Origin of the sequence: Halalkalibaculum sp. DA3122 (assembly GCF_043951865.1) — a bacterium.
In the GTDB taxonomy this organism is placed as follows: domain Bacteria; phylum Bacteroidota; class Rhodothermia; order Balneolales; family Balneolaceae; genus JAMQKA01.
Genome location: NZ_JBINJF010000002.1, coordinates 209,016 through 226,744 on the forward strand (window position 1 = coordinate 209,016; position 17,729 = coordinate 226,744).

Here is a 17,729-nt window from a genome sequence, read left to right on the forward strand (position 1 = left end):
TCGAAGATACGGTTCATAACGGTTATCTTAAAAGTGATATTTCAGGATAAATTGACGAGCCCCGAAAAGGCTTGATTCCGTTTCCAGCCGGTTGTTGTTGATTTTGACCGTAATAAACGCATCAAATGCGGAAACTACATGATTTAAGAGCATGTAGGCCAGCATGTTCCCGGCCACGCGGTATTTGTCGTTAAATTGATCGGCAAGGCTGGCACCTTCAAAAAAATGGGGTGGCATATCCTCCCCGTTCCATGAAAGTTGATATTGGCTGTCCAGGGGCTCTCCGTGGCGATCTATCCCAAAATCATTCCAGCCGGGACCGTATTGGTAGTATTTGCTGATCAGTTCGTAGTATTGCTGGGACCCGTACTCCGGCATAAAATGGGAGAAGTTGTTTCCCGCCGTTCCGTCGGGTGTAATGAACGGGGTATGGCGTTCCACCTCCCGCAGGGTTTGCAAATCTACTGTTTCCCAGTCTATGTCGGGATTATAGGCGGCCTGCCGCCCGTTCACCTGCTGCTCCAGTTCATCGATATGCTCATTCTGGCTGTATATCCCGTTCGATTTATGGTAGTCGACCAGCCATTGGGCATAGGTGACGACACTCCAATTCCTGTCAGCAAACTGTTCATACTGTTGCTGGAGCTCTTCTGCCCGCTGCCGGCTGCGCAGGTGGACGGCCAGCAGGATCGCATCCGCCAGGAAATAAGCGCCGGCCCGCATCCATTTGCTGTTGGCAGCCTGTCCAAGCCCGGGGATCAGTCCTGAGCTGAGGAGGGCGACGCCCGGTTTGGTTCGCATGGCCTGAACGAGTCCGGATGGTGAAGAGGAGCGGCCTCCCTGATAGCGGAAATCCCGCATCGTTAGCGGGGTCTCAACGGAGAACCTGTTTCCCGTCTTTACCGGATCCGAAGAGAGGTTCTTCCTCAACGGCTGGGCCGCCAGAGTTCCGGATGCCAGCAAGAAAACCAGGCTATAGCTGAATATTCTAGTCATTTGTTCAGAATTTCGAAATCAAATGTTAACCCGAAATGAATAAGAGGCTCTCTTCCGTAGGTAACCTTGTTGGAAGCCGATCCGGTGATAAATTCATCAGGTAAGGTAACATCAAACTGGTTAAATCCGTAAGCTCCGCTGATAAAAAATTTGAGCGGGTACAGGTAATAGCTGTTCAGTGAAAATCGGAGTTCCGCTCCAAGCCCGGTTTTAAGCTGTTGACCTGTGCCCTCCGGCCCGTTCCAGCCGTTGCCGACCTCCCCGAACAGTCGGAGGAAGAGCTTGTCAAAAGTATGACGCCCAACCTGTTCGTTGATATCGGTAAACAGCGGGAAAATATAAGAAAGCTGAGAAAAGGCCGTCTTATTCCCGGAAAGAGCGAAATAGGGATAACTGCGCATGCCGGTAAACCCGCCGATGTAGTCGAGATAAAAGGAGTCGGCAGGATTGTTGAAGTAGCTGAAAAGCCGGGAGAAGACCTGTCCCGTGGAGCGTTCTCCCATCCTGAACCCGTAGCGCGCACTCAGTTCCATCGAATGGTTGCGAGAGGAGCGGTAAACAGGGGACAGGGTACCTTCCTCAATCTCAAAATTTTCGAGCAGTTCGCTGGGCCGGTAATTGTACCGCAGGCTGGCGCGCAGGCCGAGGGGAGCGCTGTCACTGTGTGGATAGGGCAGAAAATCCTCATAGACATAGGCTGCGGTCAGCATGGTACTGCGGTAATATTCGGTGGAGCTGGAGGGAACCAGCTGCTGCAGCTCGCGTGAGAAAAAGGCGTCGGTCTGTACGCGGTACGGGGTGTAGCCGAGCCCGAGCTCAACCATGGAATAGGCGTTTATTTTACTTCGCAGAAACAGGTCGATCTCCCATATGTTGTATGCGATATCCACGGCTGTGGTATCGGGCAGGCAGGAGGTGCAGGGAAACTCCTCGACGGAAAGTCCACCGTCAACATTTCGGCGCATGTTGTACAGCTCTACCGCAAGCGTGGGTGACCATCGTTTCTTGATAAACGGAAGCCCCCGGTATTCCGTAATGAGAGACAGGTCGCGATCCAGGTCGCTGAGACGCGAGAGGCTGAAGAAATCGCCTACACCATCCGCATCGCGGGAGCCCAGCCCGAAGAGCGCCCCACCGAAGATGTTGAGCCGATCGGTAACTTCGCGGGAGTCAAAATAGGTCCCCACTTTCAGATCCCGCAGCAGGTTTTCTCCAAGTTCCCCGACCCGGCCCGCCTTGAGCAGCGAATGGTTGCTGCCATGGAACTTGGAGTAATTGTCGAATCGAATGACGGGATAAAAATTAAAATTGGTGAACTCCTGCTCATAACGATACAGTTGCCGCCGGTCACTGGTGTTGGCGGTAGCCACGTTGAACGTAACGGTGCCCGTATCAGCCCGCGCAATGGTGGATTCCGGTAGAGGGTCGAGATCCCGATCGTCATATTGGAGGATATTTGAGTATTCGCCAAACGACCTGGCGGAATCTCCGGAAGCAACGGCCGATATTAGTGTGCCATAATCGGGTTGATAGCGGCCCCGAGCGGCTGTGTCCTGGGTTTCCGGCAGTTTTTTGGAGACGATTTTGTATCCCTCCGACCGATATTCTGCGTACATAAGTGTTCCAGTGCTATCCACGTCAGGCATAAATGCACCGCCCGTAACGCTGGTAAGTTTTTGGGGATTTGGGGTCCCCTGCAGCGGAATCCGGTAGATGTTGAAAATTCCATCAGGATCGGCACTGTAGTAAAGGTACCGCCCGTTTTTTCCCACAAGGGGATCACGGTAGTCAAGCAGTGATTTCTTGAGCACTGTCTCGGTCTGCCCGTCTGGCAGGTTTATGCTCCGTATGGAACGGCCGTGGTTTTCGCCGTAGGCAAAATAGATCGATTGCTCGTTCGGGTGCCATGCTGGAGTATAAATTTGCTCCCCGTCGTTGAAATCAGTCAGCTTTTCTATAGAGCCATCAGCGGGATTTACCAGCACCAGGTTGGCCGTTCCCTGCTGCAGCTGGACAGCTGCTATATGATGTCCGCCGGGACTCCAGGCAGGATCGTACAACCTTTCACTTTGCGTCAGTTGGTCGGTTTTTTCGGTCTCAAAATCATAGAAAAAGAGGTCGTTATACCGTTCTCCGTGCGGGTTGAGTCCGGCTCTCGTGAAAATCAACCGGTTACCATCCGGTGAAAACGAAAATGACGAACGGATGCGGTTGATCAGCGGCTGTTCACTAAACCCGCATTGGTATTGGATTTGGTTCCCGGCGGGCACTGAACCGAGATCCAGCATAGTGAGGGTGCCATCTTGCTGATTCCGCTTTTTGACATATAGAGAGACGGCCGACTCGGTAATCCTTTTGTTAGAAAGGTAAGCTACCCGGGAGCCGTCCGGAGAATATTGGGGATGGAAGTTGAAAAAACCCTGCGATTCGACTACGTCGGTACGTCCCGGTTGGATCGACCGTACAGCATTCTCGTAAAAAGATGTTTGCCGGGCGACCCATTCGCTAAAAAGCCGGCCGCTGCTCGTTCCGGTGGCCTGCTGAATGGCTTCGTCAATGGTTGTGATACCCCGTTGGCCCAGGGCCTGGCTGATATCGCGAAATATCGTCTCCCCGAACTGCTGGGCGAGATAACGGGTAAATGCAAATCCCTGGTTGTATACTTGCTCGCGCTCCAGGCTGGTCTTGGAGCTGAAGGTTCCCATCTCGTCAAAGGAGAGGTACCGGTCATTGAGCACGGCTGTGCGCAGGACCATGTCACGGTGCGAGTCCCAGGTGTCATAGCTCCACCCCGTGCGCTGGTACTGGGCGACCCCCTCGGCGAACCAACCCGGTACACTTATCGAAGAAAAGGGATAGGTAATCAATCCTTTGGGATATCCGTACAGTACATCGGGGCGGCGGACATCCTCGTAGGAGAGCCACTGGAAATAGATTGCGGGTAGATTGCGTCCCCGTTTCATGGCGCTTTCCAGCTGTACGATATGAGTAAATTCGTGGCTTATCACATCCCGAAGCCAGTTGTGGGTGCCCCGCAGGGGGGAGTTGAGGGCGGGAATCCAGATCTCAATCTGGTTGTCGAAAAAGTAGGCCGCACCGTTGGAGTAGTCCTCCCGGTCATTGAGCACAATGCTGGTCCTGGAGGTCGGTTCGAGCCCGTATAATTCCGTAATATGGGGATAAATCTCTTCGGCGATACGGGAGGTTACCTGTGCCGATCGGCTGTTCCCCTCCTGGAAGTGAACCAGAAAATGTTCACTCTCCAAAGTATACCATTTGAGGTGGTGGAAAGGATAGTCGTAGTTTGAGGGTGAGAGCTGGGCCGCACCCTGTTGCGGCAGCAAGATGCAGGCTGCGAGACAGAAAAGCAGGAGTCCAATATGTTTGGATCGATTCGACATCAGTGTACTACCGCAATTTTGACCAGTTTGCTTGCTTTTTTTCCATTGACATTGGCCGTAACCCGGGCAAGGTAGATGCCGCTGCCCCAGCCGGCTGTGGAAATACGCTGCTCCTCCGGGGATCCCCCGCGCACATCGAAACGCTGATCAAAGATGATGCGGCCACTCACGGTAATAATTTTTATTTTCACCTCTCCGGGACCAGAAGTCTGGTATCGAATGTGGGTCTCATCCCTGGCCGGGTTGGGCCAGTTGTAGGTCTCTGACCGAACCAGTATGGAGGATGTCGCTTCCGGCGGGGCGCTTCCTGAAATGCGCCCTGTAACCTTGTTATACGGTTCATTGCCGTAGCGGCTCCCCCAGCGGGTATCTTGCAGCCGGGGAAGCGCCCAAGCCTTGAGATCACCTCTGTGGCTCACAGCATACAACCGCGTCCCAAAAATAACCGGATGAACCGGCTGGTGGCCTGCTTGAACAGCCGGACCGACATACAGGGGAAATCCGGGAATCATTTCGCCCTGCTGATTGTAGGCCGCAAGGTTCATGGAAACGGAATCCTGCACCACAGCGATAACCTCAAGCGACTGGTCGCCGTCAAGATCAGTAATGAGCGGGGTCCCGGTAAACTGGGCTCCCTGTGGAGGTGTGAGAGGAAACCCGCCGAGAAACGCGCCGTTGGCATTGAGGGCATCCAGCCGGTTCTGTTCGTGGTTTACGAAAAGAAAATCGAGGCGGTTGTCGTCGTCAAAATCAGCCATGGCCGGCCAGCCGTAGTTTGGAGATTTAAAAAGCAGCTGGCGTGGATTTTCGGCTTCTGGATCGATCAGATAGAAAAAGTCATCCTCGGCCAGGTAAAACAGGCTGCGGTCGGAAGTGAGCTTCAAGGCCCCGGTATACAGCCGTGCACTGCCAGAAGGGAGGGAAAGGCGAAACGAACTCCCCTCAATCCGCAGTTCGTTTTGTGACAGAAATGAGTAGCCCCCCCCCAGTTTGGAAGCGCGTTGCTGGGGAGCCTCCAGGTCGGTGAGCCGGGTGCCATCGGACATATTGTAACGGTGATCGGTGAAATCCAGGTATAAAATATGGTCGCTGTCCGAGCTCAAAAATCCCTGATTGGGAACTCCGGTATTACGCCAGCGGTTTTGCCACTGGTTACCGTCCCAGCTCCATGCCGCTATGGTGATGTCGTCTTGTTCCGGCTTGTCGGCCAGCACCAGGGTTGATCCCACATAGGCTTGTTGCGGGGGACCTGTTTGAAAGTCAAAAAGCGTGGCCGCAGGCTCATTAAGCTGAAGGGCATAGGTGGTGGAACGGCTGGGAATCACCAGGAAGCTGTCTTCCCGGGAGGCGTACCCGGAAATTGAGAGAGGGTAACTTTTCCAGTGGTAATCGCTGCCTGAAGTATAGGTTTGCCCTTCGGGCAGGTTTTCTTCAGGAAGGGAAACGGGCTGCACGGTCTCTCTGCCGGTGCGTCGGGCGTGAAAGGTCGCGACGGAACCGGGGGAGGAAAAGTTGTAAAATTCAAAAAATGATGCTGCCCCGGAGTTGCTGTTGTTATTGGGCCGGGTATCGGGACCGAACCGATTTTCATAGAGGCTGAGGGTATCCCCGAGAGCGGTTATCACGGATGCATCATTGTCTGCCCACCAAAAATCGAATGCTGTGCCGTTGGAAAAATTGGTGTTTTGTCCTTCAACCGGGCGCCCGATATCCTGGGCTCCATCCGCTTCCTCCAGGTCAACTCCCTGTCGACGGGTGTTGGCGTTTACTCCATTTTCCGCGATCTGTTGCTCAATAACCGCTTCATCGATGTGCCAGATCAGCACCCCGCCGTTGAGCAATCGATCATCCGAGGTACCGGGCTCTCCGTCTGCCCCCCGATCAAGTCCGCCGGGCAGGCTCCAGTCAAAATTGTCAATATCAACCAGCACGCCGGGGGGCAACTCCTCCTCAAAACCGGATTCCTGGTTGACAAACGCCTCGTCGTAGTTGTCAAACGATGTCTGTAATTCTGATCCATCCGGTTGCCGGATGGTGAGGGTAGCCCCGTCCCGGGCGGGATCGCGATGGCGATTTTCGACAAGGAAATATTCTCTGCTGGAGAGCGCGTGCCGGGCCGCCGAACGGGAAGGGGAGCGTAGCGAGGTGGCGGTGAGGGAGATCGGCGAAGGGGAATCCAGGTCTATATTGAACGGGCTGATCCATCCCAGGTAAGTCTTCTCCCATGCCGAGGGTTCTGGCGGGAATAGACCGTTGTAGGAAAAGATGGCCGCCCCGTCCATGAGTCCGAAGCGCCCGATCCCGGAAGCGCCGGTGCGGGTATTGAACAGGTCCGGCAGCCCGAGGTGGCTTCCCAGGGTTGCGCAGATGAGACCATTTGTGGAGAGTTGCAGCACGAACTCGGTCTCCGTCACATCGACTCCGCGGCGGGAGAGCGTGCGTGGCAAAATAAGGGAGTTGGATACGTTGAACGTCCCGTTGTTGACTGGAAACCCCTCAAAAGCGGGATCCTCAAGCAGGCCAGCCAGCGATTCCGTACTCAGATAGAGTGACGGGATATCCTGAGGCGTAATATCCAGGGAGGTCCCCGTTAGTTGAATGTCGCGCCCGACCCCGGCGTGGAAGATCACAAATGCCGTGTTCTGCGGATTCAGGCCGGTAGTGTTAAAACCGCCGGCTGTCTCCACGGCCTGCCAGGTATCACGGGCCAGGAGTGCCAGCTTTTCGTTGGTAAACCGTTCTCCGGTGGGGGCGTAGAACTCCATTTTCTGTTCGAGATGATAGACGTCATCCAGTACGCGGTAATCGACAGAAAGCGCACCTCCGGATACGCGCTCAAAATAATTTTTGGCAAACTCCAGGTGAGCCTCAAAATAGGACCGATTGTGGGGAAGGGGATCAATGCTGACCTCATTGTTTTCCAGGTAGGGAAGGGAACCGGGCTGAAACGTTCCATTTCCCGAAGTCAGCCGGTTTGAGTCGGGCTGAAATGCTACCCGAACCGCCACTATATTGAGGGTTCCGCTGCCGGTTTGACGGGTGGAGAGATCGACATGTTCATTAGTGGATAGCGGACGACTTCGTTCTATATTCTGCTGGCCGTAGGCCGGCGAGATCCCCAAAAGCAGGAGCATGCCTGATAACAGCACGCTCTTGACAGGAAAAAAATGATGGGATCCAGGCGTCGACATTAATGTCAGATTTCAGCCCGTTAAAAGTTGATAAGCAAGCTAAATCGCGTGGTGTTGGCCAGCGGGTGTTCCTCTTCAAGTGCGGCGATATAGCTGAAGTCAACGCCAATCAGGCTGTATCGAAGTCCGGCCCCGAGGGTAAAAAATACCCGGTCGCCATTTTCAGGATGCTCATAGTAATAACCCCCGCGGATGGCAAACAGGTCGTTGTACCAGTATTCAATGCCGGTGCCGATCATAAACTGGTCCATTACACCCAGCGTAACATTTTCAGTCCCGTTGTTGCGGGTGAATTCATCCCATGAGGAGAACAGTGCTTTCAGGGGGCTCTCTGACCCGGTGGAGTCGCCCCGGGCCATAATTTTTGAAATATCGTTGGCGATGGTAATCGTATTGATTCCCTCCGGGTCCAGGTTCCATTCCAGTGCCCAGCCCATTCTCAGTACTGTGGGCAGGGGATCTTTTTGGGCATTGTCGGTATACTGTATGCCGGGCCCCAGGTTCGAGAGGTTAAAACCAGCGCTGAATTGGGCATCGCGGCGTAGAAATTCGAACGAGTTGCTGCGATACAGGGTAGAAAGGTCCACTGCGATGCTGGATCCGGGGTTGATGGTCTGCTGTCCTACGGTGCCTTCAGCGAGGCTGCTGTATATAAAACGCACTCCCCCGCCGATGGCAACATTTTCATTTATTTTTCCACCGTAGGAGACGCCCCCGGCGAACTCGTAACTATTAAACCGCCCTTGCTCAAGGCCCTGCTCGTTGGTTCGGATCTGTTCTCCAAGATTCAGGTAGGTGATATGGCCCCCTATGGTACCGATTCCCTCAACATAATATTTACCGACCAGGTAATCATAAAAAAGGTCGGCATTGAACGCGGGCAGCCATTCGGCGTGGGTGATGCTGATCTGGTTTCCCTTCTGATAGGCCAGTCCGGCCGGGTTCCAGAATACCGCAGAAGCATTGTCGGCAATGGCCACCCCGGTATTCCCCATGCCGGCTCCCCGTGAGTCGGGCTCAATTTGCAGGAAGGGGACCGATGTAATTCCCACTTGTGCTTTCAATGGGGAGAGCGTCAGCACGAATAATATGAGGGACAGAGAGTAGAGTACTTTTCTAAGCATATCAGCTAAATTTCAATCAGTATTGTTTCAGTAAATATAATGAATAAGATGATGCGTTGAAGTATAGCGCTGTTCCACGTATAAGTTCCTCTGTTTCTCAAACGAAATTTGAGGGCATTACGGAACCGTCGCCTTGCTTCGTCCGGCATCCTTTCGCACTCGAAATCCTCAATTTTGGGATACAAACAGAAATTCTGAATTTGCCCGGGCTTTGATTCCGCTCCTACCCGTTTTTTAAGTCCTTGAATGCCAAATTCAGGAAAATCTGATCTTTATAGCAAACAATGGCAGCGAAAATTATGCTATTTGAATAAGTTTCCAACGATTATCCCGCAATGAAATTATTTATTACGTTTGCGACAGTATGTTGTATCCCCGCCTCTCCCGATGTTGTTTATCGTTGAATTTGCCTCATATTCCTGTTTAAAGTTCCGTTGCGCGATAATAAAGGGCCCAAAGACAAGGTTCTTGCTGACCTGTTTCTGCATGCCGAGGAACTGCTTGGCCCGGGAGGCTTTCATTCCGGTCCGGAGTTTAATCCATCCGTTCAAGTACCAGAGCCGAGGCCCCGCCTCCTCCATTGCAGATACCGGCACATCCCAGCCGTCCTCCTGTTCGTTTCAGCGCGTGAATCAGGGTGACGACAATTCGTGCGCCCGAACACCCAATGGGATGCCCCAGGCTGACCGCTCCCCCGTGAATATTCACTTTTTCGGGATCCAGTTCCAGGATCTGGTTGTTTGCCAGGGAAACCACGGAAAATGCTTCATTGATCTCAAAAAGATCCATGCTGCTTTTATCGAGCCCGGCACGTTCGAGTGCTTTTGGGATCGCCTCGGAGGGAGCTGTGGTAAACCATTCAGGGGCTTTGGCCGTACTGGCCTGGCTCAGAATGCGGGCCAGCGGGGTGAGCCCCAGGGACTTCGCTTTTTCAGCAGTCATCAATAACACGCCGGCGGCACCGTCATTGATGCTGCTGGCGTTGGCAGCCGTTATGGTACCCTCTTTTTCAAAGACCGGCCGAAGGTGCGGGATTTTATCAAAGTTTACCTTTTTGAGTTCTTCATCCATCGTCATTTTTTGGGTGTTACCCTTTCGATCTTTCACCTTCATCGGGATGAGTTCCCGCTCAAAATACCCGTTCTCGTGGGCCTGTATCGCCCGCTTGTAGGAGGTAGCGGCAAACTGGTCCTGCTGCTCCCGGCTGATATTGCATTCGCGGGCGCATATTTCTGCCGCATTTCCCATGTGGAAATCGTTGTACACGTCCCAGAGTCCATCCACCAGGATGCCATCCTGTACACTGCCGTGTCCCAGCTTTGAGCCAAACCGGTGATCCGGCAGGTAATACGGCACGTTACTCATGCTCTCCATTCCGCCAGCTATCACTATATCCGCTTCACCCAGCTGGATTTGATTGGCTGCAATCATTATCGCTTTCATACCGGAGGCACAGACCTTGTTAACTGTGGTACTGGGGGTAAGGTCGGGGAGTCCGGCTTTTAACGCTGCCTGGCGTGCCGGGGCCTGACCGATGCCGGCTGACAAGACATTGCCAAGCACAACCTCGTTAATATCCCCCGGTTTAATTCCGGTTGACTTGATTATCTCCAGGATTACGGAAGACCCAAGTTCGGGGGCAGTATAGGTAGAGAGCATTCCGCCAAAAGCCCCGATGGGCGTTCGTTTTGCTTCTGCAATTACTACCTTTTTCATGGGTCTTGGGTCTTGGGTTGCTGCAAATATTCACTCCCTGATTTGCAGCAAACAGTTAAAATGCCTGTTCCAAATCCTTAACGAGGTCGTCCCCATCTTCAATTCCCACCGACAGACGGATCAGTGAATCTTTCAACCCGGCTGCTTCCCGTACTTCTTTGGGAATGGAGGCGTGAGTCATCGAGGCGGGATGGCTGATCAGTGATTCCACCCCTCCCAGGCTTTCTGCCAAGAGGAAAATATCGGTTTGTGCCATAAAGTTTTGTGCGGTTTCCACCGAATCATCTTTGAGCGAGAATGAAACCATCGCTCCAAAATCGCTCATCTGTTTTTTTGCGATTTGGTGCTGGGGATGGGAGGGAAGACCCGGATAGTTGACCTGGTCGACTTCCGGATGCGCATCTAAAAATTTGGCTACCTGCCGGGCATTTTCCACCGACCGCTGCACACGTACATGCAGCGTTTTAATGCCGCGCAGGGTCAGGTAGCAATCCATCGGTCCCGGAACGGCCCCGGTGGTTTTAACCTGGAACCGAAGTTTTTCCATAATTTCTTCATTTGAACTTGCCACGGCTCCGCCGATCACGTCGGAGTGTCCCCCCAGGTATTTTGTGGTGGAATGGAGGACGGCATCGGCCCCCAGGTTCAGCGGTTTTTGCAGGTAGGGAGAGGCAAACGTGTTGTCTACCACCGTCCAGATATCTTTGTCGCGGGCTATTTCGGTTACCGCTTCGATATCGACAACCCGCAAAATCGGGTTGGTAGGGGTTTCAATCCATATCAGTTTGGTGTCGGGAGTGATCGCCTCCTGGACCGTATCAGTATCGGTCATATCCACAAAACTGAAATGGATATCGTAGGGCTCAAACACCTCGCGAAACAGGCGGTAGGTGCCACCGTACAGGTCGTCGGAGGCGATGACATGGTCGCCCGGCCGAAACATCTTGATAACGGCATCCATAGCGGCACACCCACTTGCAAAACAGGCACACTGGTCGGCATCTTCCAGGCCGGCAATAAGTTTTTCAAGCGCCGTTCGTGTGGGATTTGTTACCCGTGCATATTCGTGTCCCTTGTTAACACCCGGGGCCTGCTGTGCATACGTTGAAGTTTGAAAGATCGGGGGCATCACCGCGCCGGAGGTCTCTTCCGGTTCTTGTCCGGCGTGGATTGCTTTGGTATTGAATTTCATAAATGAGCTATAAGTTTGCTTTGACTTTTGCCTCGTTTGCCTGGTCTTCCATTCCGAGGTAGGAATAGGCCTGGTACAGGCTCTCCCAGAACCCGGCCTGATCCGGTTGCTGTTCAACCAACTCTTCATATAGGGTAACAGCATTCGTTAAATTGGATTCGATCTGGTCCGAAATTGTTTCCTGGTACTCTTCGGGGAACAGCGGTTGTACCTGGCTAAGCTTTGCGGCATAGTTTTTATAGCTGTGGGCCAGCTGCTGTTTAAATTCAGGATTTTCGGGGTCGAGCTGAAGCGTTTTCTTGAACTGATTTTGGGCCCGCTGCATTAACGTGTCGGAGCGGGCTTTTACTTGTTGTATCGCCTGGGAATCCTGAATATCACGGGATCGCAGCGAATCCAGCTGCTGCATTGCCAGCTTGTATAACTCGGTCCCGTAAGACTCCAGGTAGATGATGTTTTCAGGCTCGTTTTCCACCAGCCGGGCAAGCAGCTGCGCTGCTGACCGATGCCGGTTTGATGTAATATAAGCGTTAGCGAGCCCGTGCAGCAGGTTCAGATTGTCATCTGAAAAAGCTTCTGCCTCTTCATAAAGCTCCACCGCCTGTTGATGTTGGCTGTTTTCGAGGTACAGGTAGGCCAGCTGCTCCAGGTAGGATCCGGGCAGGCGATCAATTTGACGGCGAGCGGCCTCCAGCGTCTGAATCGCCTGGCCGGTCTGATGATCCCGGTAAAGGGCCCGCGCCTTCATCCTGTACGATATGGCACTGTCGGGGATAATGATAATGGCGTTGTTGAAGTGGGCCGCTGCCGTGTTGAAATCGGTGCTGCTGAGGGTGCTGTCCGTCTGGAGAATTTCGACCCCCTGGTTGTGTTCAAAGCTCCAGCTCACTTGCAACAGCTCATCGACCGTTTCTTTTCCCTGCGGATTGCCTTCGTTTTGATGCAGGATACCGGCTTCTGCAAGTGCCTGTTGCATCTGCCGATAATAATCTGCCCGTTTTTCCGGCGGAGTTTGCCGCTGGGCAAGACTGCTCAGCACCTCTCCCTTTTGAAAATATGCCTCGGCATTTTCGGGGTTGTCAGCAATTTGTGAATCGATACGGGCAAGACGTTTTTGCAGATCCCGATCAGCTGCGGTACGTTCGGTCTCCGTGCTGTTCTGCGGTGCCAGTGTCGAACATCCGGTTCCAATAAAGAACCCGAATGCAATCCCGATAACCGGGATCACCATTCGGGTAAAATACGTGTGCTTCAAAAAAATATTACTATTTAAAAGTTTGAATTACATGCCTGCTTTTTGCTCAGCTTCCTTGGCTTTTTCATCCATTCCGAGCGCAACATAAACCCGGTAGAGCGACTCCCAGTAGCTGGTATTTTCCGGATCTATCTCGGTGGCATTTTCATAATACTCCATGGCTTGCTGCAGGTTTTCCCGGGCCTGTTTATCGAGTTCGGCAGCCTTTTGATTGTCGGTCGTTTGATTGCGCTCCTCAAACAGGGCCGAAGCTTTGTTCTGGTAGATTACCCCGAGCGTATTGTACGCAGAGGCGTCATCCGGTCGATACTCGAGAACGGTATTGAGCTCCTCGATAGCCCGGTCTGTCAGGTTGTTGATCCTGTTCTGTAAAGACTCGTTCGTACTTTGCAGGCTCGATATCTGCTCTTTAATACTGCTGCTGTTGCCGGAGTTTTCTTTAAGCTGTTGTTCCAGCTCAAATATTTTGTCGTAATTGGTGCTGAGCGAATCGTTTAGCTGGAGGACAGTTTGGTAGAGCTGGGTGCCCAGCGCAAGGTGATACTGCGGGTTATCCGGGTCCCTTTCGATTAAGTTCTCCACCGTGGAAATAGCCTGATTAAACTGACCATTGTTCATGTAGGAATCCGCCAGTTTTTCGCTCAAGAAAACACTGTCGGGATATGCCTGCTGTGCCTCGTTCAAAATATTGATCGCCTGGTCGAAGTTTTCTTCAAACCGGTAGAAGTCAGCCAGCCTGTTGTAGTCGGTTGCGCTGGGTGTCTTTTTTAGCTGCAGGACCTTTTCCTTGGCTTCGATTGCACCACTGATGTTGTTGTTCATCGCCTGGATCTCGGACAGGACATCCCAGGAGAGGACACTGTCCGGCATGATCGTAGTGGCATTTTGCAGGTGCTGGGCAGCCAGCTCAACAGGGTTTTCCATGGTCTGGCGCAAGCTGTCGCTGGTGGCGAGCTCAATAGCGCGGTTGTGTTCATTGCTCCATATCGTGGTTTTGACGGCCCCGAGATTCTCAAGTTCACCCGGTGGATCTTCCATTTTTTCCGCAAGCTCCTGGGCCTGGGCAAATGATTCATTCATCTTTTTGTAAATTTCCTGTCTGGCAGCAGGGTCCTCTTCCTCCTGGGCGATGTCACCATAAATGACGCCCTGGTAGTAATAGCCCAGCGGATCTTGCGGCTGGTTTTTTATCGATTCCTGTGCTGCCTCAAGTGCTGCATCCAGATTCCCATCCTGCATCTGGGATATGGCATCATCAACATAGGGGTTGGTGCTGGAACACCCGGCCAGAAGAATCCCGATAAGAACTGTGATCACTGATAACGAAAGTGTTTTCCTAAACATAATGAGAGTTAAGTAAAAATTGCGATTACATATCCAAAATCCGCTTTAAAGTAACTATATAAAGAGCTTTCTGCAATATGGCCTTACAGAATTTATTATATTCAAGAGTGCTTTGAAAAACCAGGGATTTTGCCCTGGCCCCAAACCTGAGTGAATTCGAAACCGGAGTTTATATCACGTAAATGAGGATGTCGAATTCACGAAAAATACCAGGACCGGGGAAGATGACGTTTTCAAAGTTCCTCATTCAACAGTTGTCAAGATAACGGCATCACAGGATAAAATTCAGGATTTATGTTTGGCAAAACGAAATTTGAGGTCCGGCAAGCCGAGGGATACCGGTATATTGACCTTGCCGATTCCAAAAAGGAAGGCCGGACGCTTGTCCTGCTTCACGGCATGTTTGGAGGACTCAGCAATTTCGATCCTCTGCTTAACAGAGTACAGCACAGATCTGTTTTTGTTCCTGAAATTCCGGTTTATTCCCTCGAAAAAGCGAGACTTACGATTCCCGAGCTCGCGAACTGGTTGAGCCAGGTGTTGAAAGAACACGCTGTTAAACAACCAATTTTACTTGGCAATTCCATGGGGGGACATATCGCCCTGCAGTATGCGCTGACTCATCCTGATGAGGTCGAGGCGCTGGTCCTGACGGGCAGCTCTGGGCTTTTTGAAAATGACCTGGGCTCGAGCCGCCCCAAACGATATGACCGCGAATATGTGAAAGAGCGCGCTTCACTTACTTTTTATGAAGACCTAGTCGATGATACGATTATTGACGAGATCCTGGAGATATTGCAATCTCCCTCCAAACTGGGACGGTTGTTGAGAGTCGCCCGGTCAACGCATGAGCACAATCTTGAGGATAAGCTAAACCAGGTACAGCAGCCGGTATTGCTGATCTGGGGAAAAAATGATGTGATCACGCCTCCCGAAGTAGCGGAGCTTTTCTGCGAGAAACTCCCGAACGCCACCCTCGCATGGATAGACCGGTGCGGGCACGCCCCGATGATGGAACATCCCGACAAGTTTGCCGCCCGTCTGATCAATTTTTTAGAAACGAATCAATGTTCAAGAAACAACGAGGAACAACATGAAGAAGATTATTCACACCACTAAAGCGCCAGAAGCGATCGGTCCGTACAGCCAGGCGGTCGTATACAACGGACTCATACACTGTTCCGGGCAGATAGGATTGGACCCTGGTACCATGGAGTTTGCAGGCACGGACGTGCAATCCCAAACCCGGCAGGTGATGAAAAATCTGGAATCGGTGCTGAAGGCGGCGGGATCTGATTTCAGCAAAGTGATCAAATGCTCTATCTACCTGGACCAAATGGATGATTTTGGGGTGGTAAACGAAATTTACGGAGAGTATTTTCCGGAGGATCCGCCGGCTCGCGAGACGGTTGCCATAGATACACTACCTAAAAATGCAAAGGTCGAGATTAGCTGTATCGCTTACCTTTAACCTGTGTATGAACCAATTTCTTGGTGAAAAATGCAGGTTAGTGGCATATATTTGGCTGTATGGGCCTTGGGTTAGTCGAGCACAAACTCTTTCACTACACGGTTGCCGACCCTGTCGGTTGCGACCACCCGCATGATATAGCTCGATGCCGGTTTAAAATCCGGGTGGTAGTATAAAATCCGCTCGTCTTCAGGTTCAAACTCGGCAATGCCCCGTACACCATTGATGTAAAATTCAGTCGTGCGATAGTCAATACCGGAACGCGTATCCTCTGCCCGAACCATCCCCATCCAGGTCCCGTCTGCCCGCCTGAGGATACGGGGACTGTGAATTTCGGGAGCGGCGGTATCGGGTAGCAGGTAATAGGTGCCCAGCTTGTCCCCTTTCGCTTTCAGGACCGGACCCCCGCGCCGGGTTGCAACATAGTTTAACCGCCCTTTTCGCTTGTCATATTCATAAAGTGCAAGGGTAGTGTCCTGCTGCTGCGCCTCGTCTAGAATATAGGTTAACTCAAAGCTGCCTTTGAGGGGTTGCGTATCGGGTTGAATATTAATTTCCACAGAGTCGGCCGAATGGATGTGACCGGTCAGGCTTACTGAAAGTGTATCATACACGGTGTTTGGGAGGAACGTAGCGTACGCACGAATGCCGTCTCCGAAGGCTCGCCCCTGTTGGCCCGGGAACATCCGGTACAGGTGCAATGTTCTGCCTTGCCGGCCATATCCGGGCTGGTGAATCGTCAGCAGGTCAGATTCATCGATCGCGATAAAAGAATCCGGAGTTGCTTTCCTCGGGTACACCGATCTGCCGTTTCGATCTATCGAAATCAGGGTATAGGGCTGGCTTCGGTCAGCCGCACTGTTGATATTAATCCAGTTCTTGTGCCATTGCCAGCTATCCTGTGCAGCGGTAAGCGTTTTCGGGTATCTCGGCGTACCATTTCCACCGTGTGGGCCACCAGGCTCGTTTGTCTGGTATTCGTGTTCAGCCATGGTGCGGGGCTGTACATCTATTTTTACATGGGCAACCGACTGGTTGCCGTTATAATCCTCGGCTATAATGCGCAGCTCGTGGAGTCCCTCCGGCAGGTTTATCCCTCTTTTTTGAGAGCCCGCCCGATAAAATGGAAGGGTGTTTCCATCAGCAACATATAACCGCTGGTACGCCTTGCCGGTACGCTGCAGCAGGGGATAGATGCGGTCGAGGAACATTTGGCCGGTGTCATCATAGGAGAAGCTGTCAACCCGCGAGTGGAACAGGAGCTCTTCATCCCGCATCAGCTTCAGGTCGTAAACGGCGTACGCGTTGTGGACCCTGTTTGCCCGGTCATAAATATCGACTGCCAGCCCGACGCGGCCGCTGGTAACAACCGTGCCGAAGTCATAGAAAGTAGAATCGCGGGTGGGGCGTCTGGTGTATATCTGGTTGCGCCCCTCGATGCGCGATGTGGGGGAAAGGGGCTCGATCGCGAGTCCTGAAAACCGGGGTGGTATGTTGTCGGGTATGGATAAATTCGTTAACAACGGGTTAAAGGGCTTTTCGGAAGGGGTGCGCAGCTCAAAATGCAGGTGAGGGGGACCTATGCCGGTGGCCCCTGAATAGGCGATACGGTCTCCCCGGTTTATCTGGATCTCCAGGGAATCCACTACAATGTCAATTTTATTGGAGTAGTCGCGAAACCGGAGAGAATCGGCTAATTGCTGAATGTTTTTTTCAAATGAGAGCAGGTGGGCATATACCGAGTAGGAGCCGTCATCATGTTTCAGGTAGATCGCCTTGCCATACCCACCGGGACCGATGGCAATACGGTGGAGTTGCCCGTCACGGGTAGCATATACGTCATATCCGCGCCGCCCCCAGGTTTTGATGTCCAGCGCGGCGTGAAAGTGACGGGAGCGCGTCTCACCGAACGTTCCGCTGAGGTAGGGACTGGCATTGGTGGGCCAGAGATAGTCTGTCGTGTCCGGCGTAAACTGGGCCGAAACAGCGGAAGGAAATATAAGCAGGATCCATAACAGGGATGTAGTTCTCATTGCCCG

At 52.5% G+C, this 17,729-nt stretch carries 11 protein-coding genes; 2 read left to right on the forward strand and 9 right to left on the reverse strand.

Going from position 1 to position 17,729, the window contains the following annotated elements:
* Positions 1–27: 27 nt before the first annotated feature.
* From ACG2F4_RS02685 to ACG2F4_RS02720, 8 genes are all read right to left on the reverse strand, one after another.
* A complete protein-coding gene (locus ACG2F4_RS02685) occupies positions 28–996 on the reverse strand; it encodes a hypothetical protein (protein ID WP_395258065.1) in 969 nt (322 codons plus the stop codon).
* Complete coding sequence (locus ACG2F4_RS02690) at positions 993–4,397, reverse strand: hypothetical protein (protein WP_395258068.1); 3,405 nt, start codon at positions 4,395–4,397, stop codon at positions 993–995. Before ACG2F4_RS02690 ends, ACG2F4_RS02685 begins: the two co-directional genes overlap by 4 nt.
* Positions 4,397–7,588 carry a T9SS type A sorting domain-containing protein gene (locus ACG2F4_RS02695; RefSeq protein ID WP_395258070.1) on the reverse strand — a complete coding sequence of 1,064 codons (3,192 nt, stop codon included), beginning with the start codon at positions 7,586–7,588 and terminating at the stop codon, positions 4,397–4,399. The genes ACG2F4_RS02690 and ACG2F4_RS02695 overlap by 1 nt, the downstream gene beginning before the upstream one ends.
* 20 nt (positions 7,589–7,608) lie before the next feature.
* Complete coding sequence (porV, locus tag ACG2F4_RS02700) at positions 7,609–8,712, reverse strand: type IX secretion system outer membrane channel protein PorV (RefSeq protein WP_395258074.1); 1,104 nt, start codon at positions 8,710–8,712, stop codon at positions 7,609–7,611.
* Between the two features lie 534 nt (positions 8,713–9,246).
* Positions 9,247–10,428, reverse strand: a complete 1,182-nt coding sequence (locus tag ACG2F4_RS02705) for an acetyl-CoA C-acyltransferase (protein ID WP_395258077.1) — start codon at positions 10,426–10,428, stop codon at positions 9,247–9,249.
* 55 nt (positions 10,429–10,483) lie between these two features.
* Positions 10,484–11,620, reverse strand: a complete 1,137-nt coding sequence (locus ACG2F4_RS02710) for a cystathionine gamma-synthase (RefSeq protein ID WP_395258080.1) — start codon at positions 11,618–11,620, stop codon at positions 10,484–10,486.
* Between the two features lie 7 nt (positions 11,621–11,627).
* Entirely contained in the window at positions 11,628–12,875 is a 1,248-nt protein-coding gene (locus ACG2F4_RS02715) for a tetratricopeptide repeat protein (RefSeq protein WP_395258083.1), read from the reverse strand.
* A 27-nt stretch (positions 12,876–12,902) separates the two neighbouring features.
* On the reverse strand, positions 12,903–14,192 hold the full coding sequence (locus ACG2F4_RS02720) for a tetratricopeptide repeat protein (RefSeq protein WP_395258085.1): 1,290 nt from the start codon (positions 14,190–14,192) through the stop codon (positions 12,903–12,905).
* Between the two features lie 321 nt (positions 14,193–14,513).
* Here ACG2F4_RS02720 and ACG2F4_RS02725 point away from each other — a divergent pair, with 321 nt between their 5' ends.
* Together ACG2F4_RS02725 and ACG2F4_RS02730 are read left to right on the forward strand one after the other, a co-directional pair.
* Complete coding sequence (locus ACG2F4_RS02725) at positions 14,514–15,338, forward strand: alpha/beta fold hydrolase (protein WP_395258088.1); 825 nt, start codon at positions 14,514–14,516, stop codon at positions 15,336–15,338.
* The gene (locus ACG2F4_RS02730; protein ID WP_395258090.1) at positions 15,313–15,690 is read left to right on the forward strand and encodes a RidA family protein; all 378 of its coding nucleotides are present in this window, start codon (positions 15,313–15,315) and stop codon (positions 15,688–15,690) included. Before ACG2F4_RS02725 ends, ACG2F4_RS02730 begins: the two co-directional genes overlap by 26 nt.
* A 71-nt stretch (positions 15,691–15,761) precedes the next feature.
* Here the strand turns inward: ACG2F4_RS02730 and ACG2F4_RS02735 are convergent, their stop codons facing one another.
* Positions 15,762–17,723 (reverse strand): M23 family metallopeptidase, encoded by a 1,962-nt coding sequence (locus tag ACG2F4_RS02735; RefSeq protein ID WP_395258093.1) that lies wholly within the window; start codon positions 17,721–17,723, stop codon positions 15,762–15,764.
* Positions 17,724–17,729 lie beyond the last annotated feature (6 nt).

Excerpts from the sequence above, each read along its gene's own strand:
- ACG2F4_RS02695 (WP_395258070.1), bottom strand. The coding sequence starts at position 7,588 with ATGTCGACGCCTGGATCCCATCATTTTTTTCCTGTCAAGAGCGTGCTG.
- ACG2F4_RS02690 (WP_395258068.1), bottom strand. The coding sequence starts at position 4,397 with ATGTCGAATCGATCCAAACATATTGGACTCCTGCTTTTCTGTCTCGCA.
- porV (WP_395258074.1), bottom strand. The coding sequence starts at position 8,712 with ATGCTTAGAAAAGTACTCTACTCTCTGTCCCTCATATTATTCGTGCTG.
- ACG2F4_RS02705 (WP_395258077.1), bottom strand. The coding sequence starts at position 10,428 with ATGAAAAAGGTAGTAATTGCAGAAGCAAAACGAACGCCCATCGGGGCT.
- ACG2F4_RS02710 (WP_395258080.1), bottom strand. The coding sequence starts at position 11,620 with ATGAAATTCAATACCAAAGCAATCCACGCCGGACAAGAACCGGAAGAG.
- ACG2F4_RS02725 (WP_395258088.1), top strand. The coding sequence starts at position 14,514 with ATGTTTGGCAAAACGAAATTTGAGGTCCGGCAAGCCGAGGGATACCGG.
- ACG2F4_RS02685 (WP_395258065.1), bottom strand. The coding sequence starts at position 996 with ATGACTAGAATATTCAGCTATAGCCTGGTTTTCTTGCTGGCATCCGGA.
- ACG2F4_RS02735 (WP_395258093.1), bottom strand. The coding sequence starts at position 17,723 with ATGAGAACTACATCCCTGTTATGGATCCTGCTTATATTTCCTTCCGCT.
- ACG2F4_RS02730 (WP_395258090.1), top strand. The coding sequence starts at position 15,313 with ATGAAGAAGATTATTCACACCACTAAAGCGCCAGAAGCGATCGGTCCG.